This window comes from Saccharopolyspora antimicrobica, assembly GCF_003635025.1.
Lineage (GTDB): Bacteria > Actinomycetota > Actinomycetes > Mycobacteriales > Pseudonocardiaceae > Saccharopolyspora > Saccharopolyspora antimicrobica.
The window spans coordinates 6690723-6715299 of the sequence record NZ_RBXX01000002.1; the positions used below are offsets into that span (position 1 = coordinate 6690723).

The window sequence follows — 24577 nt, forward strand, 5'->3', positions numbered from 1 at the left end:
GGCTCGGGTGCGTCAAAGCATGCCGCCACCCTAGCCGATCCCCGTCGCTCAGCGGCCCTGCCAGTGGTGCGGGGCCTTGTCCAGGAACGCCCGCACGCCGTGGTGGAAGTCCTGGCTGCCGAAGACGGTGCGCACCAGGTCCTCCCCGTCGGGCAGGGCAGCCAGCCGCAGCCGCCGCACCGCTTCCTTGGCCGCCCACATCGTCAGCGGCGCGTGCCCGCTGAGCCGCTCGGCGATGCCGGCCACCACCGCATCCAGCTCGTCCGGCCGGCAGAGCTCGGTGAGGAATCCGGCCGCGTGCGCCTCGGTGGCGTCGAACAAGCGGGCGCGCAGCAGCATGTCCTTGGCGCGGGCCGGGCCGAGGTGGGACACCAGCAGCGAGTAGGTGTTCATCGACAGGCAGTTGCCCAGGGTGCGCGCCACCGGCACCCCGAACCGGCCGGTCGTGGTCGACACCCGCAGATCGCACACCGCGGCCAGCGCGATGCCCGCACCCACGCAGTAGCCCGAGATCGCCGCGATCGTGGGGACCCGCACCGACTCCAGCACGTCGAGCACCGCCTCCATGCGCCGCTCGTAGGCCACGCCGTCGGAGCCGTCGCGGAATTCGGTGAACTGGGCGATGTCGGTGCCGGCCACGAACGCCTCCTGCCCGGCGCCGCGCAGCACCAGCACCCGGATGCCGGGATCGTCCTCGGCGGTGCGGCAGCCCTCCACCAGCCCGTCGTACATCTGCCAGGTCATGGCGTTGCGCTGTGCGGGCCGGTTGAACACCACCTGCAGCACGGCACCGTCGCGGGTGGTGATCAGCTCCTCAGACATGGGTCTCCTCCGGGGACGTGGTGCGGTTGCGCAGGCGCCGCGCCAGAGCGGGGCCGATGATCAGCATCAGGGCGGCGGCCAGGATGCTCACCGCGATGGGCTTGGTCGCCAGCAGCCACAGGTTGCCGTCCAGCAGCGCCGAGGACTGCACGAGCGCCTTCTCGAACAGCGCGCCGATGACCACGCCGACCACCAGCGGCGCCATCGGCAGCTCGAAGCGCTTCATGCCGAAGCCGATGACACCGAAGATCAGCACCAGCCAGACGCTGAAGAGGTTGTTGTCGATGGCGTAGGCGCCCACGAAGCTGGTGAACAGGATCAGCGGGTACAGGTAGCCGTAGGGGATGCGCAGCAGCTGCGCGAACACCGGGGCCAGCGGCAGGTTGAGCACCAGCAGGATCACGTTGCCGATGAAGAACGACACCAGCAGTCCCCACACCAGCTCGGGTTGCTCGTCGAACAGCAGCGGGCCGGGCTGGATGCCGTAGACGGTCAGCGCACCCAGCAGCACCGCGGTGGTCGCCCCGCCCGGGATGCCCAGCGTCAGGGTGGGGATGAAGTTGGCGTTGGCCGCGGCGTTGTTGGCGCTCTCCGGGGCCGCCACGCCCTGGATCGCGCCGCGGCCGAACTGCGCGGCGTTGGCCGACACGCGCCGCTCCAGGCCGTAGGCCATGAAGGAGGCCAGGGTCGATCCGGCGCCGGGCAGGACGCCCAGGCCGAAACCGATCGCGGTGCCGCGGGTGATGGCCCCGGCCGAATCGCGGATGTCGCGGCGGCGGATGACCAGATCGCGGAAACGGGCGCGGATCGGGGTGGCCGCCCCGACCCGGATCTGGTGCAGCACCTCGCCCACGGCGAACAGGCCGATGACCACCTCGATGTAGGGGATGCCGGAGAGCAGTTCGATGCTGCCGAAGGTGTAGCGGGCCTGGCCAGTGCCCGCGTCGATGCCCACGCAGGCCAGCAGCACCCCGGCGCAGGCCATCGCCGCGGCCCGCAGCTTCGACCCGGTGGCCAGCACCACCATGGTCACCAGCGCCAGCACCATCACCGCCAGGTTCTCCGGCGGCCCGAAGTTCAGCGCCACCGACGCCAGCGGCGGCGCCACCGCGGCCAGCAGGACCAGGGAGGCGATCGCGGCGGCGAACGAGCCGATCGCCGCGATCGCCAGCGCCGCACCCGCACGGCCCTGCCGCGCCATCTGATAGCCGTCCAGCGTGGTCACCACGCTGGCGGCCTCACCCGGGGTGGACAGCAGCACCGAGGTGATCGTGCCGCCGTACTGCGAGCCGTAGTAGATGCCGGCGAGCATGATCAGCGCGGTCACCGGCTCCACGGTCAGCGTCAGCGGGATCAGGATCGCCACCCCGGTGCTGGAGCCCAGCCCGGGCAGCAACCCGATCACGGTGCCCAAAAGCACCCCGGCGAAGCACCACAGCAGGTTCACCGGGCTCAACGCCGTCGAAGCGCCCAGCAGCAGGTTGTCGAACAACGCGATCACCTCCGCAGCGGCCTAGAACCCGAACACCCCGGTGGGCAGCGGCACCTGCAGCACCACCGCGAACACCCCGTGCATCACCGCCGCCGAGCCCGCGCTGAGCACCAGCGCCGGAAGCGGCCGCCGCCCCTCCAGCCAGGTGGAGATCACCAGCACCAGCAGCCCGAAGGCCACCACCATGCCCAGCAGCGGTACCAGCGCCACAGCCACCGGCAGCAGCACGAACACCCGCCACAGGATCCGCATCCGCTGCTGCGGGCTGCGCCCGAAGTCGTCGGTGCCGGGCTGCGGCGGTGCGGCCCGGGGCGCGCGCAGCTGCTCGGCCAGCAGCAGCACCGAGAACAGCGTCAGCCCCAGCCCGGCCACCAGCGGCAGGAAGCCCGGCCCGATGCGCGACTCCTCCAGCAGCACCCCGTAGGCCGGGGCGGTGACGGCGAAACCACCGCCGAGCAGTGCCAGCGAGGCGAACAGCGCCACCTGCGCGCGCTGCCCGCTCATCGCCGCACCACCTGGGCCAGGGTCGTCTCGGCCTCGGCGAGGTAGGCGGCGAACTCCTCGCCGAAGGCCATCCGGGGCTGCAGGAACTCCGAGGCGATGTAGTCGCGGTAGGCCGGTGAGCCGGCGAAGGAGCGTGCGGCGTCGATCCAGTAGGTGGTGGCCTGCGGGGACAGCCCGCCGGGGGCGATCACGCCCCGGAACTGGGCGAAGGACACCGGAATGCCCTGCTCCAGCGACGTCGGCACGTGCGCCAGCTGCGGGTAGTCGTAGCGCTGCTCGGCGAAGACGCACAGCGCTTTGAGCTCGCCCGCGCGCAGCTGGCCCATCACCTCGCTGGGGTTGAGCGAGGCCAGCTCCACCTGGCCGCCCAGCACCGCGGCCATCGTCTCGCCGCCGCCCTCGTAGGGCACGGTGTCGAAATCGGCGCCGGAGCGGCGCTGCAGCTCGGAGAACACCACCGCATCCGGTCCCACCGCACCGGAGATCCCGGCCAGCACCCGCCGGTGGCGGCTCTGGGCGACGGCATCGGCGCAGCTGGTGATCGGCGAGCCCGGCAGCGCCACCAGCAGCGTGTAGTCCTCGCCGAGCTTCATCACCGGGGTGAAGCTGCGGTGGGAGAAGGCCACCTCCACGCTCAGCGGCAGCGACAGCAGGGAGGTCTCGGTGGCCAGCAGGTAGTTCGGCGATCCGGCCTTGGACAGCAGGTAGGAGTAGCCGACCGCGCCCTGCCCGCCTTCCCGGTTGTCGACGTCGACGCGCAGACCCGGTCGCGCCGCGGCCAGCCCGTCGGCCACCGCGCGGCCGGAGATGTCGCTGCCGCCGCCCGCGGCGAAGGGCACCACCATCGTCACCGGCCCCACCGGGCGCGGCGCCCCGGCCTGCTCCTGGCCGGTGGCGCCCAGCGCGCAGGAACTCAGCAGGGCCACCGTGCTCAACGCGGCCAGCACCCGGCGGCCGCAGGACAACGCGCGCATCGCTCCTCCTTGAGCTCGCGTCGCGGAAAACCGACAGTGCGGGCGGTGATCACTCGCCGGTGGCGAGGATCCCGCGGTCACGCAGCCGCGTCACCTCGTCGGCGTCCAGACCCGCTTCGGTGAGCACTTCGCGGGTGTGGGCGCCCAGCCGGGGGCCGGCGTGGTCGCGGCGCGGCGGGGTGGCCGACAGCCGCATCGGGGAGCCGATCTGGCGCACCGGCCCGAGTTCGGGGTGCGGAGCGTCCCAGAAGAAGTCCCGCTGCGCCAGGTGCTCGTCGGTGAACACCTCATCGGTGGTGGCGATCGGCGCGCACGGCACCCCGGCCGTGGTGAGCTTCTCGACGATCTCGGCGGTGCCCAGCTGCGCGGTGGCCCGCTCGATGGCGGGGATGAGGCTGTCGCGGTGCTGGTAGCGCTCGTAGGAGCTGCCGTAGCGGTCGTCGTCGAGCAGGCCGGTCAGGCCCAGGGCGTGGCAGAACGCCGGCCAGGTCTTGGTGGTGGTCGCCCCGACCGTCACCCACCCGTCGCGGCTGCGCACCGCTTGGTAGGGGGCGCTGTTCTGGTGCGCCGAGCCGTGCGCGCGGCCGGTCTCGCCGGTGGCGAAGTAGGCGCCGGCCTCCCACACCGCGAAGGACACGCCGGCCTCCAGCAGCGAGACGTCGATGTGCTGGCCCTGCCCGGTGTGCTCGCGGGCCCGCAGCGCGGCCACCGCGCCCAGCGCGGCGTAGAGCCCGCACACCAGGTCGCACATCGGCACGCCGACCTTGGTGGGCGGGCCGCCGGGGTGGCCGGTGATGCTCATCAGCCCGGCGCGGGCCTGGGCCATGATGTCCAGTCCCGGCTGGGCGGCCAGCGGCCCGTCCTGCCCCCACCCGGAGGCCGAGACGTAGATGAGGCGGGGGTTGCGGGCCCGCACCGGCTCGTGGCCCAGGCCCAGGGCGGCCAGCGCGCCGGGCCGCAGGTTCTCCACCAGCACGTCGGTGTCGTCGAGCAGCCGCCGCAGCAGCCGCCGCCCTTCGGGGTCCTTCAGGTCCAGCGCCACCGACCGCTTGTTGCGGTTCAGGCGCAGGAACGGGGAGCTGTGGCCGGCCAGGAACGGCCCGGTCTGGCGCACCGGGTCGCCGCCTGCGGGGTTCTCCACCTTGACGACGTCGGCGCCGAGGTCGGCCAGTTGCATCGTGGCGAACGGCGCGGCCATGAACGCGCCGATCTCCAGCACGCGAACCCCGTGCAGCGGGAGCGGGCCGGAGGCGGGGGAGGTGCTCATGCGCGGCTCCAGGAGATCCGGTGAAAATCCGGACACCGTGATCGGCATCACTGTATTTTGTCTACAGCAGGCAGATCAGAGCTGACAAGCTCTTCCCGTCGAGGTTGCCCCGGGTGGACCAGCCACCCGGCACCGGAGAGGAGACACCGCCGGCCGTGACCGGACCCGTCGACCACACCCAGGCGGTGCGCGCTCCCAGCATCGTCGGCCCGCCCAGCCTGGTGGAACTGGCCGCCACCACCCTGCGCCGCATGATCATCGGCGGTGATCTGCTGTGCGGGCAGCGCATCGTGGAGAACCGGCTGACCCACGAGCTGGGCATCAGCCGCCCGCCGCTGCGCGAGGCGCTGCGGGTGCTCGAACGCGAAGGCCTGGTGCGCCAGGTTCCCCGCAAGGGCGTGATCGTGACACCGCTGACGCTGCACGACATCTACGAGATCTGCACGCTGCGCGCGGAGTTCGAGGCCCTGGCGGTGCGGCTGGGCGTGCCGGTGCGCGAAGCGGCGCGGATGCGGCGCTGCCGGCAGGCGCTGCAGCGGATGAGCGAGGCCGCCGACTCCGGCGACGAGCCGGATTTCCTGGAGCGCTCCTTCGACTTCCACGTCTCGGTGGTCGGCCTGTCCGGCCACCAGCGGCTGGAGGATGCCTACCGGTCGCTGCAGCTGCAGCTGATGCTGTCCATGGCGCTCAACCGCAAGGCCCGTCAGGATCGGGAGAGCCTGACCGAGGACGTCGCGCGTCACCGGCGGCTGCTGGAGATCATCGACGCCGGTGACCCCGATGCGGTGCTCGCCGAACTCGCCGCGCACGGCGACCGCACCTTCCTCGACGGCATCGAGACCAAAGTGGACGGACACACCGAAGAATCGCTGCGGTGGCTGCACCGGCAGCGCCGAGCACAGGAGGACCAGTGAGCACGCGCCCCATCACCCTCGCCGTCGACGGCATCAGCCCGCAGACCGACCCGGAGGCCTTCGTGGCGCCGGGCGCGGCGCTGATCGGACGCGTGAGCCTGGCCGCCGGATCCAGCGTCTGGTACAACGCGGTGCTGCGCGGGGACATGGAGACCATCAGCGTCGGCGCGGGCAGCAACGTCCAGGACGGCTGCGTGGTGCACGCCGACCCCGGTTTCCCCGCCGAGATCGCCGAGGGCGTCACCGTCGGGCACAAAGCGGTCCTGCACGGCTGCACCGTGGAGCAGGGCTGCCTGATCGGGATGGGCGCGGTGGTGCTCAACGGCGCCCGCATCGGCGCCGGATCGCTGGTGGCGGCCGGAGCGGTGGTGCTGGAAGGCACCGAGGTGCCGCCCGGCTCGATGGTCGCGGGCACCCCCGCCAAGGTGCGCCGCGAGCTGACCGACGAGGAGCGGCAGGCCCTCGCGCTCTCCGCCGAGCACTACACCCAGCTGGCCGCCAAGCACCGCGACGCCCTGAGCTGACGGCCGGACGAGGACACCACCCTGAACGCCCGGCCCACCTTCACACCCCCTTGCGGGCCCATCACCGGATGGGCCGACGGGAAGGTCCTGCGCGCCACCGGCATCCCCTACGCCCGGGCCCGCCGCTTCACCGCCCCGGCCCCCGTGGAGGACTGGAACGCGCCGCTAGCGGCCACCGAGTGGTCACCGGGCTGCCCGCAAGCCCCGGTGGCCTTCCTCGAACGCGTCCTCGGCGTCACCGCTGAGGGCCGTCGCCAGGACGAGCACTGCCAGCACCTGTCGGTCACCCTGCCCGCCGGTGCCCGGCCCGGCGACGACCTGCCGGTGATGGTGTGGATCCACGGCGGCTCCTACACCTCCGGCGCCGGTGACCTGGCGATCATGGACCCGGCGCCGCTGGTGGCCCAGGAGAACCTCGTCGTGGTGTCGGTGACCTACCGGCTGGGCCTGTTCGGCTACCTCGGCGACGGCCGCGGCCGCCCGGCCAACCTGGGCCTGCTCGACCAGCGCGAGGCGCTGCGCTGGGTGCGGCGCAACATCGCCGCGTTCGGCGGCGATCCCGGCAACGTCACCGCCTTCGGGCAGTCCGCCGGTGGTGACGCCGTCGCGCACCTGATGGCCACACCCGGCGCCGCCGGGCTGTTCCGCCGCGCCATCATCCAGAGCGCTCCGCTGGGGATCTCCCGCGGCCGCGCGAAGATGTACCGGGCCATGGCCGCGGCGACCCGCGACATCACCCCGGAGATGCCCGCCGCCGCTGTCGTCGCTCTCCAGGCCGCCGCAGGCAGGAGCGCCGCGCGGTTCGGCCTCAAAGCGGTGATGCCCTTCGGCACCCAGTACGGCCACCACCCGCTGCCCCGGGAAGAGCAGCTGCCGGCGGCGTGGGAGGCCGTGGCCGGCGACATCGACGTCCTCATCGGGCACACCTGCGAGGAAGTGCGCCTGTTCCTGGCCACCGTGCCCGCGCTGCAGCGGCTGAGCAGGGTGCCCGTCCTCGGCGAGGCGGTCCTGGGCCGCGCCGTCGATGCGATCACCGCCCGGGTCTACGGGCGGCCGGCCGAGCACTTCGCCCGCCGCCACGCCCGCGCGGGCGGCCGCGCGCACCGCTACGTCATCACCTGGGCGGCACCGGGAAACCCCAACGGCGCCGCCCACACCATCGACCTCCCGCTGCTGTTCGGCGACGAGAAGGCCTGGCAGCACGCCGAACTCGTCGCCGGCGCGACCTGGGAGGAGATCACCACCGCAGCCACCGCGCTGCGCCACCTGTGGGCCGAGTTCGCCCGCGGCCACCAGCTGCCCGACCACGGCGGGATCCCCGGAGTCCTGCACCACCACCGCGCCTGACCGCCATCTTCGCCCCAGAAGAAGTAACAGTGCTTGTGCAAGTGCTGTTACTTTGGGTGGATGCCGCACGACCCCACCGAGGAGACCAGCGTCTGGCGGCCGCTGCGACAGCTGCTCAACTCCCTCGACGACGAGATCGACCAGTTCTACGCCCAGCGCGGCATCACCAGTGTGCGACCGCGATTCGTCGGGCCGCTGATCCGGCTCGGCCACCGCGGCACCATGACCATCCGCGAACTCGCCGACGCCCTGGAGGTCACCCACTCGGCCATGAGCCAGACCGTCGCCGCGCTGCGCCGCGAAGACCTCGTGCGCACCGCGACCGGAACTGATGCGCGCACCCGCCAGATCACCCTCACCGACCGCGCCCGCCAGATGCTGCCGCTGCTGGAAGCCGAGTGGCGGGCCAGCGAAGCGGCACTGCGCGAACTCGACGCCGAAATCCCCTACCCGCTGAGCCGAGCGGTCGCCGACCTGCGGGAAGCCCTGGAGCGGCGGCGCTTCCGCGACCGCCTCGACGACCACCTCCCGCCGTCGTGAGCGGCCTCGACCGGATCCTCGACACCCGGCCGCTGCGCACCAGCACCGACTTCCGCCGCCTGTGGTGGACCGGGGCCATCGTGTCGATGGGCGGGCAGTTCACCGTCGTCGCGGTGCTGTTCCAGATGTGGCAGCTGACCGGCAGCGCGGTGGCGGTGGGCGCGGTCGGGCTCAGCCAGGCGCTGTCGATGGTCATCACCGGGCTCATCGGTGGCACCCTCGCCGACGCGGTGGACCGGCGCACGCTGGCGCTGGTGGCCAACGCCCTGCAGCTGAGCGCGGTGGTGCTGCTGGCCCTGCACGGCCTGGCCGGCACCGGATCCCAGTGGGTGCTGCTGGCGCTGGTGGCCCTCAACGCCGCAGGCGGCGGACTCGGCGCACCCGCCCGCCGCACCTTCGTGCCCCGCCTGCTGCCCACCGACCTGGTCCGCGCCGGCGTGGCGCTGCTCAACCTCAACTTCCAGGTCGCGATGCTGCTGGGCCCGGCCCTGGCCGGAGTGCTGGTCGCGCAGTGGGGAGTCAGCGCCTGCTACCTGCTCGACGCCGCGGCCTTCACCGCCGTGCTCTACGGGGTGGCGCGTCTGCCGTCGATGCGACCCGACGGGCAGACCGGCCGACCCGGAGCCCGCGCGATCTGGCACGGCTGGCGCTTCATCGCCGCCAGCCCCGTGCTGCGCGGCGCGCTGCTCACCGACGCGCTGGCCACCCTGATGGCCATGCCCATCGGCCTGTTCCCGCTGATCAACGAAGAACGCTTCGGCGGCGACCCGCGCACCCTGGGACTGCTGTTCACCGCCCTGGCCGTCGGCGGCATCACCGCAGGCGCGGCATCCGGCGCCCTCACCCGCGCCGCCCGGCCCGGCACGGTCCTGCTGGCCGCCGCCGCGGTGTGGGGCCTGGCGCTGGCCGGGCTCGGACTGGCCTCCGCACCGTGGCAGGCGCTGTGCTGCCTGGCCGTGGCAGGCGCCGCCGACACCACCTCGGTGATCACCCGCGCGGCGATCGTGCAGCTGGCCACCCCGGACTCCCACCGCGGCCGGGTCAGCGGCGTCGAGCACATCGTCGGCGCCGGCGGCCCCGAACTGGGCAACTTCCGCGCCGGTCTGGTCGCCGAAGCCACCACGGCCGCGATCGCCGCCTGCGCCGGTGGCCTGCTGTGCGTGGCGGGCATCGCGTGGCTGGCGCTGACCAACCCTCAACTGCGCCGCTTCGACACGCCCCAACCGCAGCAGAGCTGAGCACGACCGGCCTGGCTGCTCCACACGAGTGAACGTCGGTATTGCCGAGCGCCGTCCTTCCCGAGTCCGCGCCGGCGACGTTTCCCAGGGCGATCATGGGCGAATGCCTCCTGTCGCCGATGTCGTCACGTGCACCGCCGTGGCCGCCGCGTCGGTCCAGGCGCTCACAACGGCAATTCAGGTCCGTCATGGCGGGGCGACGAGCGAAACCGGCCCGCGCAGGGCCGTGCCGAACACCCTGGCCGGGCTAGGGCTGGCTGTCTCCGCATTCGTCGCACTGTGGTTGACGGTGGAAAGCTACGGGCGGGAACGCAGGCACATCGGAGCGCTGACCTACTACGCGATCCGCGAGGAGTTGGACACCGCATTCTTACGGTGGGTGTTCTTCCTGCTCGACCTGGGCACCTGGGTGATCTTGATCTTCCCGGCGGCGGGGTTGATCGGCGTGCTCATCAGCAGCCTGATCGCCGGACACCTGGACAGCACGCAGATCCTCGTGCACATCGCGACGCTGGTCACGACCACGACCGCCAGCGTGCTGGTCATCGTCACCGAAGTGCAAGTCCACGGCGACCTCACCATTCCCTGGCCGTTGATCGTGCTAGGTGTCATCGGTGGCCTGCTGACCGGAATCGAGGTCCCGGCCGAGCGAACAAGCGACAACAGCCGGCAGCTCGGCCCCGCAACCGACCCGGGCACCGAGGAATCGGATGGAGATCCCGGTGCGGACCGGGCACATCAAAGTCCTGGTCGAGGACGCGCGTTGATTGTTCTGGGATGGACGCTAAGGGGCCTCACATTGCTGATGTTCCTCATCGGCGCGCCGCTGTACGACGACCTCGTGTCCGAGGCGGGGCTTCCGCTGTGGACACATCCGCTGCTCGCGGTCGCGCTCGTCGTTCCTCCGCTCCTGCTCCTCGGCGTCAGCGCTGGTCTGCTGGAGCGGGGAAGGCGGCACCGCCACCGGATCATCCCGTCATTCGAGGAGCTCACCGGGCAGCGCTATCTGCTGTACCTGCGACCCTTCGCCATCGATCCCGCGATGGCGCTACCGCCCGAGGAAGCCCCGGGCTGGAGCACCCGCTCGCCCTTCGAGCTTCCCGGCACGCACGAGGAGTTCCTGATGCGCCAGTTCCGCGGCTTCGGCCGTATCGTCGCGATCGGGCAACCCGGCGAGCGCTTACCGGCACTCGGCGCCGAGCGCGGCTACCTGCCCGTCGACAACTGGCAGGACGCGGTGAGCGAGCTGATCCGGGGCGCGCACGCCGTGATCATCTCGGCGGTCCCGGGTTCGGGCACGATGTGGGAGTTCACCGAAGCCCTGCACGCCACCACACCCACCCGGCTGCTGCTGCTCGTCTACGACGACGAGCTCTTCCACGCCTTCCGGGAAGATGCGGGGCGGGAGCACGCGAGGAGGTCGACGGCCGAACCGGACATCGACTGGCCGCCACTGCCGCAGCTGCCGGACATCCCGCCCGCTGCGCACACCAAGGGGCTCCGCTGGGACTTCCCCCTCAGAGGAATCCTGTCCTTCGACCACCAATGGCGTCCGCGGTTCACGAGATTCCCGCCGACCGTGCCGCGCCTGAGGCACGTCTGGACCATCCGGCGGCTGGTGCGGCGCGCACTCAAACCGGTCACGGATCCGATTTCCCGGCTGCCCCCAGCACCATCGCCGCACACCACCGCCGAACACGATGAGAGCGACGGCACGCTGCCGAAGTGATCGGCCCGCGAAGCGCTCCCGGCGACCTCAGCCACCGGTGCCCGAACCCGGCCTGGGGCAGGCCCGGATCAATGTGGCGGCGGCAGCGCTGAACCCGGTGGACGCGGCCATGCGGGCAGGCGTCTTCGGTGCAGCGGGCGAGCGGATCGGCCCCGGACGAGCAGTTCCTGCGCGCCCGGGGCGCCGATCACTTCCTGTCCCGCGACGAGCCACCAGAAAACCGTTCGACACCACCTCGGGCGCGCGGGAGCATTCCGCCCGTGGCTGACACCCCGGACATCGCCGACCACGCGCAGATCCCCGTGCTGTGGCTGTGCGGCCCACCAGGGGTCGGCAAGACCACGGTGGCCTGGGAGATCCGCAGCCGGCTGATCCGCGAGGGCGTCGATGCCGGTTTCGTCGACATCGACCAGCTCGGCATGTGCTTCCCCGAACCGGCCGACGATCCCGGGCGCTACCGGATGAAGACCGCCAACCTGCGGTCGGTGGTGGCCCACTTCCAGGCCGCGGGCGCCCGGTGCGTGATCGTCTCCGGAGTCCTCGACGCCGCGCGCGGTGTGGCCGCTGAGGAGATCCCGCAGGCGCGGCTGAGCGTGTGCCGGCTGCGCGCCGACCACGACCAGCTCGCCGAGCGCTTCCGGGCCCGCCAGGGCGAGAACGCCCCGGTGACCGAGGTGCTGCGGGAAGCCGAAGCCCTCGATGCCGGAGGCGTCCCCGGAGTGTGCGTGGACACCACCGGCCGCACCGTCGGCGAGACGGCCGAGCTGGTCGGGCAGCGTTGCGGGTTCCGACCTGCCGGCCCGGCGAACCGGCAGCGGCGAGCGGTCTTGCGTTCGACCACAGCGGACGGGTCGGTGCTTTGGTTGTGCGGGCCCGGCGGTGTGGGCAAATCGGCCACGGGCTTCGCGGTCTACCAGCAGATCCTGCACGCCGGGCACACCGTTGCCTTCGTCGACCTCGACCAGCTGGCCTTCTGCGGCCCACCCGGCGATCACCGGCTCAAGGCCGCCAACCTCGCGGCCCTGTGGGAGACCTACCACGCCGCCGGGGCCCGCCACCTGGTCATCACCGGCCCGGCCGAAGACGCCGCGACGGTCAAGACCTACACCGAGGCACTGCCGGGCACGGCGTTCACGGTGTGCCGTCTGCACGCCGGAGCCGACCAGCTCGCCCACCGGATCATGTTGCGCGGGCAGGGCGAGGGCTGGCCGCAACCAGGCGATCCGCTGATCGGCCTCCCACCCGAGCAGCTGCGCCGGATCGCCGGAGCCGCCGCTGCGCAGGCCGACTCGCTCGAACACGCCGGGCTCGGCGATCTGCGCGTGGACACCACCACCCGCACCGCGCAGCAGGCCGCCGAGGAGGTCATCGCCCGCACGGGATTTGGCGTGCGTGCCAAGGATTCCGGTGAGGTGCCGCTGATGTGATCGAGAGCCGGGCGGCTGACCTCGGCCGCACCGCAGCCCACCGGGAGTACGCCGACCTGGCCGACCAGGCCCGAGGCTGGTCGACCACGTCGACGGCGGCCGCTGTGTCAGGCGAAGACGGTCACTAGCGCGGCTTCGGCGGCGCGCACGGTCGGCTCGATGCGGTCCTCGTCGGTCAGGTCGAGGAGGAAGGCCCGGGCGCGTTCGGCGTCCAGGGACTCGAAGGCGGCCGCGTGCTGCTCGGTGCGCACCGTGCCCGCCACCCGGTGCCCGGCCGCCAGCGCCCGGCGGGCGATCGCCAGTCCGAGCCCGCTGCTGACACCGGTGACCAGGAACGTCTTGCTCATCGGGGATTTCCTTTCCGTGACGGCCCTCGAGCCGTGATCGAGCGTCGCCGGGCGCATGTGCGCACGGCGATATCGACTCCGCGTGCGCGGCGCACGCGTGTCCGGGTGATGGGGATGCCGGGAGTCAGGAATCGGCGGCAGCGCTGCGGGGTGCCACAGGCTCGCTTGCCCAGCTGGCCAGCAGCCGCAGGCGCTCCTCGCTGGGGGAGCCGGTCGGGGCGGAGTAGACCAGCATCGACAGGCCCGGGTCGGCGACCGGGGTGAAGATCTCGAATTGCAGCTCAAGGTCACCGGCGATGTGGTGGTGGATCCGTTTCCTGCCGGTGCTGCGTTCGTGGACGCGGTGCTCGGACCACCACGCCGGGAATTCCGGTGAGCGCACCATCAGCTCGCCGATCAGGTTGGCGATGCGCTGGTTGCGGGGCTGGTCGGCGGCGGCCAGCCGGAGCACGCGGACGTGGTCGCGGGCCACGTGCTCCCAGTCGCGCCAGACCAGGCGCGCGCGGGGGTCCAGCAGCGTCCAGCGGACCATGTCGCGCTCCCGGCGGGGCAGTGCGGCGATATCGGGGAACAGCAGTGCCCACAGGGCGTTCCCGGCGACGATCTCGAGGTTGCCGTCGCGGACGTAGGCAGGGCACAGGTGCATCGACTCCAGCACCTGCCGCATCGCCGGCCGCAGTCGCGCCGAGTGCTCGCCGCGGTCCCGGATCCCGGTTGCGGTGCCGGCGAGGGTGAACAGGTGCCGCCGCTCGACGTCGTCCAGCCGCAAGGCGTCGGAGAGAGCGAGCAGCACCTGCTCGGAGGGCTGTCCGGCGCGGCCCTGTTCAAGCCGGGTGTAGTACTCGGCGCTCACCCCGGCCAGCCGGGCGACCTCGCCGCGCCGCAGGCCTGCGACGCGGCGAGCGACACCGAACTCGACCGGGAGCCCGATCTCCTCCGGTGTGAGTCCGGCGCGGCGGGCGCGCAGGAAGTTGCCCAGTTCCTTGTTCGCCATGCCCCAAGTCTGAGCCCGCCGTGATCACCCGCCAACGGGATAGGTGGTCCTGCGAGGACCACCCAGGCAGCTCCGGCGATCTCAGAACTCGTGGAGCACTGTGCTAGCCGGCAGTGCCGGTCACGACGGTGGCCTCGCGCTGGTCGCAGTGCAGGACGCGGGGGAGCAGGCCCGCCGCGGCGAGGATCTCGGCCGTGTGCGGTGCCTGGCCTCGGCTGGTCTCGATCAGCAGGGTCCCGCCGGGGGCCAGCCAGTGCGGCGCGTCCTGGGCCACGCGGCGCTGGATGGCCAGGCCGTCGGTGCCGCCGTCGAGTGCGATCGCCGGTTCGTGCAGGCGGGCTTCCGGTGGCATCAGGCCGACTTCGCCGGTGGGCACGTAGGGGGCGTTGGCCACCAGGACATCGATGCGGCCGCGCAGCCTCACCGGCAGCGCCTCGTAGAGGTCGCCTTCGGTGACTCCGGCCGCGCCGGGGAGGTTGGTCGCGGCGCAGGCCACCGCGGCGGGGTCGACGTCGGCGGCGTGCAGTTCGGCTTGCGGGTGCGCGGCCGCTACCGCGGCGGCCACCGCACCCGCTCCGCAGCACAGCTCCACCACCACCGAACGGGGTGCGGCCAGCGCGATGGCCTGCTCGGCGAGGAATTCGGTGCGGCGGCGGGGAACGAACACGCCGGGAGCCATCGAGATGCGCAGTCCGCAGAACTGCGCCCAGCCCAGCACCTGCTCCAGCGGGAGCCCGGTGACGCGGCGGCGCAGCAGCTCGGCGAGCTCGGCCTGGTCGCCGGCTGCTTCGTGCAGCAGCGCGGCTTCCTCCTCGGCGAAAACACAACCGGCCGAACGCAGTTCGGCCACCACATCAGGAGAAGTCGACGAAGAAATCGTGAGCGCCTTTCAAAGATCCGGTCGGGCGCTCCAGCGCGATCACCGGCGGTGTCGGCCGGAGGGGAGCACCCGATCTGCCACAGCGGAAATGGGTCTCACCTCCTCGTCTCGCGCGGTCCTCGTGCACGCTAGCAAACCGCGCCCGCCCGCATCGGGCGCAGGGCGCGGAAAACAGCACCGGGGCCGTGACCGGGCTGGTCACGACCCCAGGCTTTGCAAGTCCTGGCAACAGGCCCCGGTTGTCGTTCTGGTGCCCCGGTATTGCGCTCGCGGCGAGTGCCGCCAGCCTGCTGCCTCAAGCCCGCACCGGCGCACCGGGCGGACAACGGGTGTTCAGACCCGCGCGTTGCGCTGGTGAACGCTCGTGTGCGGGTGCCGCATCACGGTGCGGGCCCGCTCCATCTCGCGCGCCATGCTGCCCAGCCAACGAACCAGACCTGCCATCGGGGCGTCCTCCACTACTCCGAGAGGGTTAATCGACGACTCGTCGCCGGTTGTCAACTCCGGTTCCCGACAACCGACGTGAACCGGACCGCCAACGGCCGTCTCACTCGCCATGTCGTTGCAGGTAGTCCCGATGTTTCACCCACTACGTAACGGAACGATAACGAAGATCCGGACGATGTGTTTGTCCCCCGATAGGGGGTATCGGGGTGGGTCGTGCGGACGCCGCGTCATCACCCCGGATGCGCACCCACCGTATCGCGCAGCTCGGCGGCCATCGCCATGTCCGAACGGCGCGCGCAGTGCGCGCAGCAGAAGAACCGGCCGCTGGCCTCCACCCCGTGCCCGAGGATCCGGCACCCGCAGTGCTCGCACACCGGCGCCAGCCGCTGCGCGGCGCACTCGAAGCTGTCGAAGGTGTGCACCCCACCGCCGGTGGTGTGCACCTCGAAGGTCATCCAGTAGTCGTTGCCGCAGACTTCGCAGGTCCCCATGACGTCTCCTCCCGCTGGGAATCGCCTCTGGCACCGGCAGCATGCGAGCCCTCGGCCGCCTCGGCAACCGCGCCCGCCCGAGGCGGTGCCGACCGGCCCGGCGGTGTGCCAACATGATCACCGTCACACCCCGCGAGCGCTCCGGGAGCAGCCATGCACGACGACCGCCACATCGTCGAACAACGCCTCGACCGCGTCCTGGCCGAACGACTGCGCCCCGCCCAGCACGGCCACACCGCCGCCTGCGACATCGCCGTCTGGCACGTCCCCGGCGAACCCGTGCCCGTCACCGAAGCCCTGCGCGCCGACTACACGCCCACCACCGTCGGCCAGCCTTGGGGCCCGGCGTGGGGCACCAGCTGGTTCCGCATCACCGCCACCGTCCCCGAGCAGTGGGACGGCCGCACCGCCGAAGTCCTCGTCGACCTCGGTTTCGACGACGACCGCCCGGGATTCCAGTGCGAGGGCCTGGCCCACACCCCCGACGGCACGCCGATCAAGGGCCTGCACCCCCGCAACACCTACCTGCCGCTGGGCCGCAACAGCGCGGGCAAGACCCGCACCTTCTACGTCGAAGCCGCCGCCAACCCCATCATCCTGGGCCCGAACGGCTTCCGGCCCACCGAACTCGGCGAACGCCCCACCGAACCCGGCCCGCCGCTGTACGTGCTGCGCCGCGCCGAGGCCGCCGTCCTCGACGAAGAGGTCTGGAACCTCGTCCAGGACACCGAAGTCCTCGACGGGCTGATGCGGGAACTGCCCACCGACTCGCCCCGCCGCCACGAGATCCTGCGCGCTCTGGAACGCATGCTCGACCGCCTCGACCTGCACGACGTCGCCGCCACCGCGCCCGCCGCCCGCGCCGAACTCACCGGCGTCCTCGCCCGGCCCGCCCACGCCAGCGCCCACACCCTCTCCGCCGTCGGCCACGCCCACATCGACTCCGCCTGGCTGTGGCCGCTGCGCGAAACCGTCCGCAAGGTCGCCCGCACCACCGCCAACGTCACCGCGCTGATGGCCACCCACCCCGACTTCCACTTCGCGATGTCGCAGGCCCAGCAGCTGGCCTGGATCAAGCAGCACCACCCGCAGCTGCACGACCGGGTGCGCACCTTCATCCACACCGGGCAGTTCGTGCCGGTCGGCGGAATGTGGGTGGAATCCGACACCAACATGCCCGGCGGCGAGGCCCTGGCCCGCCAGCTCGTCCACGGCAAACGCTTCTACCTCGAGGAGTACGGCATCGAGACCCGCGAGGTGTGGCTGCCCGACTCCTTCGGCTACTCCGCCGCGCTGCCGCAGCTCATCGCCGCATCCGGCTCCCGCTGGTTCCTCACCCAGAAGATCTCCTGGAACCAGACCAACCGCTTCCCGCACCACACCTTCTGGTGGGAGGGCATCGACGGCACCCGGGTGTTCACCCACTTCCCGCCCGCCGACACCTACAACGCCGAGATCACCGGCAGCGAACTCGCCCACGCCCAGCGCAACTTCGCCGAACACGGCCACGCCACCCGCTCGCTGCTGCCCTTCGGGCACGGCGATGGCGGGGGAGGACCCACCCGCGAGATGCTCGCCCGCGCCGCCCGCACCGCCGACCTGGAAGGCTCACCGCGGGTCCGACTGGACACCCCCGCGGAGTTCTTCACCGCCGCCGAAGCCGACCACACCGGCCCCGCCGTGTGGTCCGGCGAGCTCTACCTGGAATTCCACCGCGGCACCTACACCTCCCAGGCCAAGACCAAGCAGGGCAACCGCCGCAGCGAGCACCTCCTGCGCGAAGCCGAGCTGTGGTGCGCCACCGCCACCATCGCCACCGGCCGCGACTACCCCTACGAAGCGCTGGACCGTTTGTGGAAGCAGGTGCTGCTGCACCAGTTCCACGACATCCTGCCCGGCTCGTCCATCGCCTGGGTGCACCGCGAAGCCCAGGAGACCTACCGGCGCGTGGCCGCCGAACTGGAGGCCATCACCACCCAGGCCCAGCAGGCGCTGGCCGGCCCGCCCGTGCACCCGATCACCTTCAACGCCGCGCCCCACAGCAGGGGCGGTGTGCCCGCCCTGGGCGCCTCCACCGGCGAGCACGCCACGCCGCCCACTCCCACCCGCCACCCCGACGGCACCATCACCATCGACAACGGGCTGCTGCGCGCCACCCTCGACCAGCGCGGCCTGCTGACCTCGGTCTACGACCACGCCGCCGAACGCGAAGCGCTCGCCGCACCGGCCAACCTGCTGCAACTGCACCCGGATCACCCCAACGCCTGGGACGCCTGGGACCTCGACGGCTTCTACCGCCACCACGTCCAGGACCTCACCGACGCCGAGGACATCACCCTCGACGAGCACACCGTGCACATCCGGCGCCGCGTCGGCGATTCCACCATCGACCAGCACATCAGCGTGCCCGCGCACGCCCGCCGTGTGGACATCACCACCGACGTCGACTGGCACGAGACCGAGAAGATCCTCAAGGCCGCCTTCCCGCTGGACGTCCACGCCGACCGCTCCGCCGCCGAAACCCAGTTCGGCCACGTCATGCGCCCCACCCACACCAACACCTCCTGGGACGCCGCGAAGTTCGAGATCTGCGCGCACCGCTACCTGCACGTCGGCGAACCCGGCTACGGCCACGCCCTGATCAACGACTCCACCTACGGCCACGACGTCACCCGCGACAGCCGTCCCGACGGCACGACCACCACCGTGCGGCTGTCGCTGCTGCGGGCCCCGCGCTTCCCCGATCCCGACACCGACCACGGCCGCCACCGGCTGCGCTACGCCCTGCTCGTCGGCGCCGACATCGGCGACGCCGTCCGCGAGGGCTACCAGCTCAACCTGCCCGAACGCACCACCCAGGGCTCGCGCACCGTGGCGCCGCTGATCACCGTCGACAACGACGCGGTGGTCGTCGAAGCGGTCAAGCTCGCCGACGACCGCAGCGGCGACCTGGTCGTGCGCCTCTACGAATCCCGCGGCGGCCGCGCCCACGCGCGGCTGACGATCTCCTTCCCGGCCACCGCCGTCACCCGCACCGACCTGCTGGAGCGGCCGCTGGCCGAACCCGACGCCACCCCCGACGCCCTGGACATCCGCCTGCGCCCCTTCGAGATCCGCACCCTGCGCTTCACCCGCACCACCTGAGTCGGCGAAACCCGGCGCGTGCGCGGAGGTTCGGCGACCTACCTCGCACGTCCGACCTCCTCGAGCAGCGCCGCGGCGTGGTCGGGGCCGGGTAGTGCGGCGAGTTCGGCACGCAGACGTTCGGCCGCCTGCCGGTAGGTCGGCGCAGCGAGCAGTTCCGACACCGCGGCGCGGGCATCCACCGGTGTCGCCGTGAGGGCATCGAGCACCAAGGCGACCCCGAGCTCCTTGCCGCGCTCGGCGTTCATCGGCTGATCGGCACCTATCGGCACCAGCAGTGACGGCAACCCGTGCGCGAGGGCACCCATCACGCTGCCCGATCCGCCGTGCGAGACGACCGCATCGCAGTGCGGCAGCACCTCGTCCTGGTTCACGTACTGCGCGATGCGCACGTGCTCGGGCTGCGGCCCGAACTCGGCCGGGTCGATCTGCCGCCCCACGGTCATCAGCAGGTTCACCGGCATCTCGCGCAGTCCGTCGAGCACTCGTTCGTAGAGGTCACCGGATTCCATCCCGAACTCGGTGCCCAGGGTGAAGTAGATGACCGGCGAGTGCGGCCGCGCCCTCGCCCAGTCCGGTGGCGGCCCGGCCGGACCGGGCAAAAGCGGCCGCAGTGCGCGCTCGGTGCCGTGCCGCCACGCCCCGGGTGCGCGAAACGTCGGTGGGAATGGTGAGAGCCGCAGGTGCCGGCCGAGCATGCCCAGGTCCGGATCGGCAGGCAGCCCGCATTCGGCCCGAATCTCCTGCAGTGGCTCGCCGACCACGTCGGGGCGTATCTGCAAGCCGGTCGCCGATACCAGGACGCTCACGTGCGGCACGTCCAACCGCTCGGCGGTCAGCATCGTGGCGAAGTCGAACTCGTCGCACACCACCAGATCCGGCTTCCAGTCGCGCATCAGCGGTCCCACCAGGGGCAACCGGGCTCTGGTCGCCCTGCGTGCGAAGTTCTCCCGCACTTCCTCGTCGGACTGCTCGGCGTCGGCCACCCGCAACGGTGCCCGCTTCCGCGGCCCGGGGGCGGGCCGGGAACCGAGCCGGTGGAAGGAGAATCCGGCGTTCTCGACGAGCCCGCCCAGAGCATCGGAGGCCGCCCACAGCACGGTGTGCCCGGCGTCGGCGACCGCCCGGGAGATCGGCAGCAGCGGGTTGAGGTGTCCGGGACCACCGATGCAGGTGAACAGAATGCGCATCCCAGCACCCTGCCGGTGGGCATCGTGCCAGCGCAACGGCGAGGGTGCGCCTCCCTGAGTGCTGCGGCTACCGGAGCTTGTGCACCTGGGTGCTCTCGGCGTCCAGGACGGTGCCGTCGGCGCTGGTGGGCACCAGCTCGGGCACGACCGCGCCGTTGCGGTCCAGCAGGGTGGAATGGGCCTCGCCGGGGGCGAAGGCGTGCCGCTCTCCCCACTGGCGCAGGGTGACCACGACGGGGAACAGGTCGCGGCCGGCGTCGGTGAGCGCGTACTCCTGACGGCGGCCTGAGGGTGCGGCGCGCTGGACGAGCAGCCCGTGAGCGGTGAGCTTGCGCAGCCGGTCGGTGAGGATGTTCCTGGCGATGCCGGTGCGGCGCTGGAACTCGGTGAACGACCGCGCGCCGTCCATCGCGTCGCGGATCACCAGCAGGCTCCACCGGTCGCCGACGAGGTCGAGCGTGCGGGCGACCGGGCAGTCGGGGTCGGTCCAACCCGGGTCCGGAGAGGTCATGGCACCACCAGGAGAGTTGCGTTTTGAAACCATTGTGCCCTAGCCTCCGAACAGTTGCAAAATGCTACTGATCGGACGTGATGATGGGAACCTGGCGACGACTGCTGCTGGCGATGGTCGGGGGAGTAGCGGTGGCGAGCATCTACACCGCCCAACCCGTGCTCGAACCCATGGGCCACGACCTCGGCATCCCCACCGAACACACCGGCTGGATCGTCGCCACCGCCCAGATCGGCTACCTCGCGGGCCTGATCCTGCTCATGCCGCTCGGCGACATCCTCGACCGCCGCAAACTCATCGCCACCCACCTCGCACTCACCGCGGCGGGCATGATCCTCACCGCCGCGGCGAACACCGCCTGGATGGCCCTCACCGGCCTGGCCACAGCCGGCATCTTCGCCGTCGTCGTACAAGCCACCGTCGCCTACGCCGCAACCGTCTCCGCACCCGACGAACGCGGCAAGAACATCGCCGCCGTGGTCTCCGGCGTGGTCATCGGCATCCTCGGGGGACGAATCCTCGCCGGCGCGCTCACCGACATCTGGGGCTGGCGCAGCACCTACCTCGTGCTGGCCACCCTCGCACTCGCCCTCACCGCCCTCGTCCTGGCCGCACTGCCCACCGACCACCGACACCGACCCCCGGCCCGGTACACCCAGGCCCTGGCGGCACTCGGCGGACTCTTCCGGCAACGCCTGTTCCTCACCCGCGGCCTCATCGCCTTCTTCCTCTTCGCCTCCTTCGCCACCCTCTGGAGCGGCATCGCACTGCCCCTGGCCGCCGCACCCTGGCACCTCACCGAATCCCAGATCGGACTCATCGGCATCGCCGGCCTGGCCGGAGCCCTCGGCGCCGGACGCGCCGGACGATGGGCCGACGCCGGCCACGCCCACACCACCACCGGCATCGCACTGATCCTGCTCATCGCCTCCTGGGCGGGCATCGCCCAGCTCCCGCGGTCGCTGTGGCCGCTGGCCGCCGGAGTCCTCCTGCTCGACTTCGCCGTCCAACTCGCCCACGTCAGCAACCAGCACCTGCTCGCCACCGCACACCCCGACCGCACCAGCACCGCCATCGGCGGCTACATGATCTTCTACTCGCTGGGCTCCGCCCTCGGCGCAGCCACCACCACCGCCGTGCACACCACCGCGGGCTGGACCGCGGCGAGCCTGCTCGGAACCGCCTTCGCCGCCTGCGGCCTCGCCACCTGGGCCATCGACCGCCGCCTGCCGGCCCCCAGCGCCCCCGCAGAACACACGAGCGCGCGCTGACCACGCCGGCTTGCACCCGGCCCCTCCTGGCCGATACTCGGCCAGGAGGGGAGTACTTCACCAAAGGCCCGACCGGTCAGGACGAACAACCCCCGCAGGTGTTCCCGGCAGGCCGCCCACCACGGGCGAAGGAGACCTCGAACCCACCGAGTTCGAGGAGGCCCCGTGCCCACCACCTCGATCGGCACCCCCTGGCTGTGGGTCATCAGCATCGCCGTCCTGCTCGCCCTGCTGGCCACCGACTTCCTCGTCACCCGGCACCCGCACGAAGTCCACCTGCGCGAAGCCATCGGCTGGACGGCCTTCTACCTCACCCTGCCCCTGCTGTTCGGACTGCTGCTGTGGGCCACCTTCAGCGGCCAGCACGCGCTGGAGTTCATCACCGGCTTCGTCGTCGAGAAATCCCTGTCGGTGGACAACCTGTTCGTCTTCATGCTCCTGCTCGCCGGCTTCGCCGTCCCACCCGAGCTCCAGCAGCGCGTCCTGCTCTACGGCATCGTCGGCGCACTCGTCCTGCGCGGCGTGTTCATCGCCGCCGGCGCCGCCCTCCTGCACACCGGAACCTGGGCGTTCCTGCTCTTCGGCGCCGTGCTGCTGGTCACCGCAGGGAAGATCCTCCACCAGGCCATCACCGGCGCCGGATTCGACCACGACGTCTCCGAACTGCGCTCCGTGCGCCTGCTGCGCCGCCTCATGCCCATCACCGAGGACTACCGCGGCACCCAGCTGATCGTCCGCGACAGCGGCCGGACGACCCTGACCCCGCTGGCAGTCGTCGTGGTCGCCGTCTTCGCCACCGACATCGTCTTCGCCGTGGACTCCGTACCCGCCGTCTACGGCGTCACCGACGACCCCTACCTCGTCTTCACCACCAACGCCTTCGCCCTGCTGGGACTGCGCGCCCTCTACTTCGTCCTGCACACCACGCTCACCCAGCTCGAACACCTCAGCCACGGACTGGCCGTCATCCTGGCCTTCATCGGCGCCAAGCTCGTCCTGCACTGGGCCCACGACATCTGGCCCGCACTCCCGCAGATCCCCACCACGCTGTCCCTGGCCGTCATCGTGCTGGTGCTGGCCACCGTGACGGTGACCAGCCTGCACGCCCGCCGCAGAACCCAGCGATCAGAACCCGGGAACTCACCATGACCACCGCGCTCGCAGTCGACATCACCGCCACCGCGCTGATCCTGCTCGCCCTGCTGATCACCTGCGCCGTGCTCTACGACCCCTGACCGATCACGCCAGCAGGCGCTGCCACGTCGCCCGGTCCACCACACCGGTCACCGCCAGCCCACCAGCAGCCTGGAACTCCCGCACCACCGACACCATCCGGTCGGAGAACCGCGCATCCGCCGGCACGTACCAGCCACCGGAGATCAACAACGTCTGCACCGCACGCACCACATCACCCGACGCACCACCGCCGACCACCGGAACCAGACCGTCCCAACCACGACCACCGAACAACCCCGGCTCGGCCACCCGCGTTCCGGAGCACTCCGCACCCGTGGCACCCAGCTCACCGGCCAGCCGGGCCGCCACCTCCTGCGTCCGCCCGCCGAACACACCGTCCACCGGCACCGACTCACCCCGCGCCCGCAACAACAGCTGCAACGCGCTCACCCGCGGACCCGCCGAACCCGACCGCAGCAACGGCCACACCACCGGCTGCGCCACCACCTTGCCCGCGGCAGCACCCACCGCCTCCCGCAACTCCGGTAATCGCGCGTAAAGCACCTCACCCGGGCACTCGGTAGCCATGAAATCCCGGTGCCCGTAGATCTCACCCGGCTCGATCCCGTACTGCGCCACCATGTACGCGCACAACTCCACCAACGAGTCCCACAGCGCATCCGGCACCTCGGCATCGATGTAGGTGCCCTCGTTCTCGATCCCCAAAGACTCCGAGTTCTGCTCACCCGCATGCGCGCCCAGCACGTGCTGCTCACCCGCGGTCAGCACCGACAAGCTCTTGTGCCGGCCCTCCAGCAGCCAGCCACCCCGGGAGTTGGTGAAGTTCTGCCCGGTGTCGAGCCACCCGTTGGAATCCATGTGGAAGTCCTGGATCTGGCGCGCCAGCTCCATCGCGTGCTCCTGCGAGGTGTCCTCGCTGTTGGGCGTCGCGGTGTGGTGCACCACGATCTTCACCGGCTTCACGTCGAGCACCTGCACCGGAGAACTCGGCTCCCGCGCCTGCCAATCCGACGTCGAAGCGATCTCCGGCGCCGCCCGCCGCGACGACGACGCCCACACCGGAATCCCCGAAACACCCACCGCCGTGGCCGCCAACCCACCGGCCAGCAACACCCGCCGGGCCACCTGAACACCGCGCAACACCATGCCGAACTCCCGCACGTCGGAACGATCAGATCCGCGCCGACCCTAAGAAGCGCCACCCGCGCACGGGAATTCTTGGCGACAACCCGCCACCAATCCGACAACAACCCACAACACGGGCAAGATCACCCGCTGAACGACGTCATCACCGAGCCGCCACCATGTCCCTGCCTGTGACCGACCA

The 24577-nt window shown here is 71.5% G+C and carries 22 protein-coding genes; 10 read left to right on the forward strand and 12 right to left on the reverse strand.

Annotated features, from left to right (window positions below; genetic code table 11):
• Window positions 1–48: 48 nt before the first annotated feature.
• The 5 genes from ATL45_RS31690 to ATL45_RS31710 are packed head-to-tail and all read right to left on the reverse strand — an operon-like array spanning window position 49 to window position 5059.
• Complete coding sequence (locus ATL45_RS31690) at window positions 49–822, reverse strand: enoyl-CoA hydratase/isomerase family protein (RefSeq protein WP_093146052.1); 774 nt, start codon at window positions 820–822, stop codon at window positions 49–51.
• Window positions 815–2314 carry a tripartite tricarboxylate transporter permease gene (locus ATL45_RS31695; RefSeq protein ID WP_093146051.1) on the reverse strand — a complete coding sequence of 500 codons (1500 nt, stop codon included), beginning with the start codon at window positions 2312–2314 and terminating at the stop codon, window positions 815–817. The genes ATL45_RS31690 and ATL45_RS31695 overlap by 8 nt, the downstream gene beginning before the upstream one ends.
• 21 nt (window positions 2315–2335) lie before the next feature.
• A complete protein-coding gene (locus tag ATL45_RS31700; protein WP_093146050.1) occupies window positions 2336–2818 on the reverse strand; it encodes a tripartite tricarboxylate transporter TctB family protein in 483 nt (160 codons plus the stop codon).
• The gene (locus ATL45_RS31705) at window positions 2815–3792 is read right to left on the reverse strand and encodes a tripartite tricarboxylate transporter substrate binding protein (RefSeq protein ID WP_093146049.1); all 978 of its coding nucleotides are present in this window, start codon (window positions 3790–3792) and stop codon (window positions 2815–2817) included. Before ATL45_RS31705 ends, ATL45_RS31700 begins: the two co-directional genes overlap by 4 nt.
• A gap of 49 nt (window positions 3793–3841) precedes the next feature.
• A complete protein-coding gene (locus ATL45_RS31710; RefSeq protein ID WP_093146048.1) occupies window positions 3842–5059 on the reverse strand; it encodes a CaiB/BaiF CoA transferase family protein in 1218 nt (405 codons plus the stop codon).
• 155 nt (window positions 5060–5214) lie between these two features.
• Between ATL45_RS31710 and ATL45_RS31715 the strand changes: the two genes are divergently transcribed.
• From ATL45_RS31715 to ATL45_RS31750, 7 genes are all read left to right on the forward strand, one after another.
• Window positions 5215–5973, forward strand: coding sequence for a GntR family transcriptional regulator (locus tag ATL45_RS31715; RefSeq protein ID WP_093146047.1), 759 nt, complete (start codon window positions 5215–5217; stop codon window positions 5971–5973).
• Window positions 5970–6497 (forward strand): gamma carbonic anhydrase family protein, encoded by a 528-nt coding sequence (locus ATL45_RS31720; RefSeq protein ID WP_093146046.1) that lies wholly within the window; start codon window positions 5970–5972, stop codon window positions 6495–6497. The genes ATL45_RS31715 and ATL45_RS31720 overlap by 4 nt, the downstream gene beginning before the upstream one ends.
• 102 nt (window positions 6498–6599) lie before the next feature.
• Window positions 6600–7844 carry a carboxylesterase family protein gene (locus ATL45_RS31725; RefSeq protein WP_256258298.1) on the forward strand — a complete coding sequence of 415 codons (1245 nt, stop codon included), beginning with the start codon at window positions 6600–6602 and terminating at the stop codon, window positions 7842–7844.
• A 60-nt stretch (window positions 7845–7904) separates the two neighbouring features.
• On the forward strand, window positions 7905–8384 hold the full coding sequence (locus ATL45_RS31730; RefSeq protein WP_093146044.1) for a MarR family winged helix-turn-helix transcriptional regulator: 480 nt from the start codon (window positions 7905–7907) through the stop codon (window positions 8382–8384).
• Window positions 8381–9622: an MFS transporter gene (locus ATL45_RS31735; protein WP_093146043.1), complete on the forward strand. Its 1242-nt coding sequence runs from the start codon at window positions 8381–8383 to the stop codon at window positions 9620–9622. Before ATL45_RS31730 ends, ATL45_RS31735 begins: the two co-directional genes overlap by 4 nt.
• Before the next feature lie 289 nt (window positions 9623–9911).
• Window positions 9912–11351, forward strand: coding sequence for a hypothetical protein (locus tag ATL45_RS31740; RefSeq protein WP_143121527.1), 1440 nt, complete (start codon window positions 9912–9914; stop codon window positions 11349–11351).
• A gap of 260 nt (window positions 11352–11611) precedes the next feature.
• Window positions 11612–12778: an AAA family ATPase gene (locus tag ATL45_RS31750; RefSeq protein ID WP_211841339.1), complete on the forward strand. Its 1167-nt coding sequence runs from the start codon at window positions 11612–11614 to the stop codon at window positions 12776–12778.
• 107 nt (window positions 12779–12885) lie between these two features.
• Here the strand turns inward: ATL45_RS31750 and ATL45_RS31755 are convergent, their stop codons facing one another.
• The 4 genes from ATL45_RS31755 to ATL45_RS31770 form a co-directional block, all read right to left on the reverse strand.
• On the reverse strand, window positions 12886–13125 hold the full coding sequence (locus ATL45_RS31755; protein ID WP_246025667.1) for an SDR family NAD(P)-dependent oxidoreductase: 240 nt from the start codon (window positions 13123–13125) through the stop codon (window positions 12886–12888).
• A gap of 124 nt (window positions 13126–13249) precedes the next feature.
• The gene (locus tag ATL45_RS31760) at window positions 13250–14119 is read right to left on the reverse strand and encodes a helix-turn-helix transcriptional regulator (protein ID WP_093146040.1); all 870 of its coding nucleotides are present in this window, start codon (window positions 14117–14119) and stop codon (window positions 13250–13252) included.
• A gap of 103 nt (window positions 14120–14222) precedes the next feature.
• On the reverse strand, window positions 14223–14972 hold the full coding sequence (locus ATL45_RS31765) for a putative protein N(5)-glutamine methyltransferase (RefSeq protein WP_439332472.1): 750 nt from the start codon (window positions 14970–14972) through the stop codon (window positions 14223–14225).
• A 704-nt stretch (window positions 14973–15676) separates the two neighbouring features.
• Window positions 15677–15937: a metallothionein gene (locus tag ATL45_RS31770; protein ID WP_093146038.1), complete on the reverse strand. Its 261-nt coding sequence runs from the start codon at window positions 15935–15937 to the stop codon at window positions 15677–15679.
• Window positions 15938–16090: 153 nt separating this feature from the next.
• Here ATL45_RS31770 and ATL45_RS31775 point away from each other — a divergent pair, with 153 nt between their 5' ends.
• Window positions 16091–19081, forward strand: coding sequence for an alpha-mannosidase (locus ATL45_RS31775; RefSeq protein ID WP_093146037.1), 2991 nt, complete (start codon window positions 16091–16093; stop codon window positions 19079–19081).
• A gap of 38 nt (window positions 19082–19119) precedes the next feature.
• Here the strand turns inward: ATL45_RS31775 and ATL45_RS31780 are convergent, their stop codons facing one another.
• The gene (locus ATL45_RS31780; RefSeq protein ID WP_093146036.1) at window positions 19120–20271 is read right to left on the reverse strand and encodes a glycosyltransferase; all 1152 of its coding nucleotides are present in this window, start codon (window positions 20269–20271) and stop codon (window positions 19120–19122) included.
• 67 nt (window positions 20272–20338) lie between these two features.
• Complete coding sequence (locus ATL45_RS31785; protein ID WP_093146035.1) at window positions 20339–20782, reverse strand: winged helix-turn-helix transcriptional regulator; 444 nt, start codon at window positions 20780–20782, stop codon at window positions 20339–20341.
• A gap of 80 nt (window positions 20783–20862) precedes the next feature.
• Between ATL45_RS31785 and ATL45_RS31790 the strand changes: the two genes are divergently transcribed.
• Both ATL45_RS31790 and ATL45_RS31795 read left to right on the forward strand, forming a co-directional pair.
• Window positions 20863–22053: an MFS transporter gene (locus ATL45_RS31790; RefSeq protein ID WP_342775343.1), complete on the forward strand. Its 1191-nt coding sequence runs from the start codon at window positions 20863–20865 to the stop codon at window positions 22051–22053.
• Window positions 22054–22218: 165 nt separating this feature from the next.
• Window positions 22219–23202 (forward strand): TerC/Alx family metal homeostasis membrane protein, encoded by a 984-nt coding sequence (locus ATL45_RS31795; RefSeq protein WP_093146033.1) that lies wholly within the window; start codon window positions 22219–22221, stop codon window positions 23200–23202.
• Window positions 23203–23292: 90 nt separating this feature from the next.
• Here ATL45_RS31795 and ATL45_RS31800 read toward each other — a convergent pair whose 3' ends face one another.
• Complete coding sequence (locus tag ATL45_RS31800) at window positions 23293–24411, reverse strand: peptidoglycan recognition protein family protein (protein ID WP_246025668.1); 1119 nt, start codon at window positions 24409–24411, stop codon at window positions 23293–23295.
• Window positions 24412–24577: the final 166 nt, after the last annotated feature.

What these genes read in the sequence shown, in the direction of transcription:
- ATL45_RS31710 (WP_093146048.1), bottom strand. Translation starts at nt 5,059, where the DNA reads ATGAGCACCTCCCCCGCCTCCGGCCCGCTCCCGCTGCACGGGGTTCGC.
- ATL45_RS31770 (WP_093146038.1), bottom strand. Translation starts at nt 15,937, where the DNA reads ATGGGGACCTGCGAAGTCTGCGGCAACGACTACTGGATGACCTTCGAG.
- ATL45_RS31775 (WP_093146037.1), top strand. Translation starts at nt 16,091, where the DNA reads ATGCACGACGACCGCCACATCGTCGAACAACGCCTCGACCGCGTCCTG.
- ATL45_RS31690 (WP_093146052.1), bottom strand. Translation starts at nt 822, where the DNA reads ATGTCTGAGGAGCTGATCACCACCCGCGACGGTGCCGTGCTGCAGGTG.
- ATL45_RS31700 (WP_093146050.1), bottom strand. Translation starts at nt 2,818, where the DNA reads ATGAGCGGGCAGCGCGCGCAGGTGGCGCTGTTCGCCTCGCTGGCACTG.
- ATL45_RS31755 (WP_246025667.1), bottom strand. Translation starts at nt 13,125, where the DNA reads ATGAGCAAGACGTTCCTGGTCACCGGTGTCAGCAGCGGGCTCGGACTG.
- ATL45_RS31780 (WP_093146036.1), bottom strand. Translation starts at nt 20,271, where the DNA reads ATGCGCATTCTGTTCACCTGCATCGGTGGTCCCGGACACCTCAACCCG.
- ATL45_RS31705 (WP_093146049.1), bottom strand. Translation starts at nt 3,792, where the DNA reads ATGCGCGCGTTGTCCTGCGGCCGCCGGGTGCTGGCCGCGTTGAGCACG.
- ATL45_RS31790 (WP_342775343.1), top strand. Translation starts at nt 20,863, where the DNA reads ATGATGGGAACCTGGCGACGACTGCTGCTGGCGATGGTCGGGGGAGTA.
- ATL45_RS31785 (WP_093146035.1), bottom strand. Translation starts at nt 20,782, where the DNA reads ATGACCTCTCCGGACCCGGGTTGGACCGACCCCGACTGCCCGGTCGCC.
- ATL45_RS31730 (WP_093146044.1), top strand. Translation starts at nt 7,905, where the DNA reads ATGCCGCACGACCCCACCGAGGAGACCAGCGTCTGGCGGCCGCTGCGA.
- ATL45_RS31760 (WP_093146040.1), bottom strand. Translation starts at nt 14,119, where the DNA reads ATGGCGAACAAGGAACTGGGCAACTTCCTGCGCGCCCGCCGCGCCGGA.